The following is a 2,072-nucleotide window of genomic DNA, read 5'->3' as shown; positions in this document are numbered from 1 at the left end:
GTCGAACGACTCGAGGGCGGGGGCGTCGCCTTCCGACGCCCACACCTCCACCTCGGGGAACCGGTGCAGGAAGAGGAAGTGGTCCTCGTGGTAGTGGGTCAGAAGGATCGCCGCGAGACCCTCTTCCTCCCGAAGCCGCTCGATTTCGCCGATGTCCGAACCGCAGTCGACGAGAATGCCTCCTCCGTCCCGCAGGTAGAGCGAGTGGGAATGCGGGTACCGGCCGCCTTTTTCGCCTTCGATCAGCAGGATCCGTTCGGCGAGACGGCGGATCACGTGCGCCTCCCGGCTTTCCCGGCAGGGGAGGCGGGAATCGGGATATCATGGATCGATTCCATCTCCCGGACGGCGGCGGACCGGATGAAGAAGATCCTCCTGCTCCCTTTCTGTCTGTCGAAGGAGGAGATCGCCTCGGTGGGCCGGATGGCCGCGGCGAGCGGGTACTCCGTGATCGTGGCGAACTCCACGGCGAAGGCGCTGTCCGAGGTGCGCCGCCACGCCTCCCCGGGCAGCCTCGAGCCGGTGCGGATCGTGGGCGTCGTCTGCGAGGGGCGCGCCAAGAAGGTGGGTTTGGGGCTTCTCCTCCTCAAGATCCGCCAGTGGGGGAAGGGGACGCTCGGGCTTCGCGCGAGGCGCATCGAACTCGCCAGGGTGGCGATCGTGGGAGGGACCAAGTCCCTCTTCGGCCGGAGGAGCTGCCGCGTGGGGGAAAACGTGGCGGAGAGGGAGGATCTGCGGCGGGCTCTTGCCGGGGAGGACACGTTCATGCGCCTGTAGACGGCGGGTCCTGCGGCTCCGGGGCGAGCGGTTCGCCCGGCTCCCCGGCGTCGGGCAAGCGGGGGGGGCGGAACAGGTCTTTCCTGCCGTGGATCTCCTTGGCCGTCCGGCTTCGCAGCAGGAGCACGGACAGGGTGTAGAAAAGCGCCACGGCCGCTCCCCCCGCGGCGAACCGGGTGAGCGCGCCCGGGAATGTCTCCCACGACGTATACCGGGAAAGCGCGTCCAGGAAGTACTGTCCGCCGAACGCCGCGGCCGCCCCGGCGACGGCCATCTTGACGTATTCGCCGATCTCCCGGGCCCTCTTCCTCCCCACCGTCTTCCCCATCAGGATCCCGAACAGGACCGCGCCGTACAGGAAGATGCCGATCGTGCTCGCTAGCGCGAGGCCTTTTACCCCCATCCGCTGGGTCAGCCAGTAGTAGACGGGAAGGGTGATAATCCACGCGCCGGTGCCGACCAGGGTGGGGGTCCACGTGTCCTTCATCGCGAAGAATCCCCGGGAGACGATCGTCTGGGCGCACCACATCGGGATCCCGGCCGAGAAGAAGGCGAGCGCGGCCGCCGTCTGGAGGGTGTCCTCGATGGTGAACGCCCCTCGCTTGTAGACGATGAGAACGACCTCCCGGGAGAGGACGCTCATCATAGCGGCCGCCGCGCACGACACGAGGAAGACCCAGCGCAGGGTGGCCGACAGGATCTCCCACATCTCCTCCTTCTCCCCCCGCGCGGCGAGGGCGGACAGGAAGGGGTAGGAGGCGACGCCGGAGGCCTGGCCGAAGATCCCGACCGGCACCTGCATGAGCCGCCGGGCGTTGTTCAGCCACGTGATGGCCCCCGCGAGGAGGAACGACCCGAAGACCCTCGTCATCCACTCGTCCACCACTACGAGCGAGAACCCGAGCATGATCGGGATCGACAGGCGGACGAACTCCTTCAGGCCCGGGTCGTGGATGTCGAACCGGGGGTGGAACGCAAGGCCCGTGCGGCGCGCGCCGAACGCCTGGAGGACGAAGTTTCCCGCGAACGAACCGGCCAGGACGCCCCACGCGAATCCCGCCATCCCGATCCTCCTTCCCAGCAGCAGGCCGCCGAGGATGATCCCGGCGTTGTAGATGATCGGTGCGGTCGCCGGCAGGAGGAACCGGTTCCGCGCGTACTGCACCGCCATGAGGAGGCCGCCGAGGTAGAAGAACAGCTGCGCCGGGAGGACGATCCGGGTGAGCCGCGCCGCGAGGTGGATCTGGTCCGGCGGGAAGCCCGGGGCGATGAGGGGGATCAGGCGCTCGGTGAGG

3 protein-coding genes are annotated in these 2,072 nt (G+C 68.3%); 1 reads left to right on the top strand and 2 read right to left on the bottom strand.

The genetic code is table 11. The features are described 5' to 3' along the window. The coding region (locus VJ307_01365) for an MBL fold metallo-hydrolase (GenBank protein HJX72776.1) at positions 1-276 on the bottom strand (276 nt) is incomplete at its 3' end. 84 nt (positions 277-360) lie between these two features. Between VJ307_01365 and VJ307_01360 the strand changes: the two genes are divergently transcribed. Continuing rightward, a complete protein-coding gene (locus tag VJ307_01360; protein ID HJX72775.1) occupies positions 361-777 on the top strand; it encodes a hypothetical protein in 417 nt (138 codons plus the stop codon). Here VJ307_01360 and murJ read toward each other — a convergent pair. Continuing rightward, a partial coding sequence (gene murJ, locus VJ307_01355) for a murein biosynthesis integral membrane protein MurJ (protein ID HJX72774.1) occupies positions 764-2,072 on the bottom strand: 1,309 nt, incomplete at its 5' end. The two genes, VJ307_01360 and murJ, sit on opposite strands and share 14 nt — an antisense overlap.

Source organism: Candidatus Deferrimicrobiaceae bacterium (genome assembly GCA_035256765.1).
GTDB lineage: Bacteria > Desulfobacterota > Deferrimicrobia > Deferrimicrobiales > Deferrimicrobiaceae > CSP1-8.
This window is presented reverse-complemented; position numbering and strand designations above follow the sequence as displayed.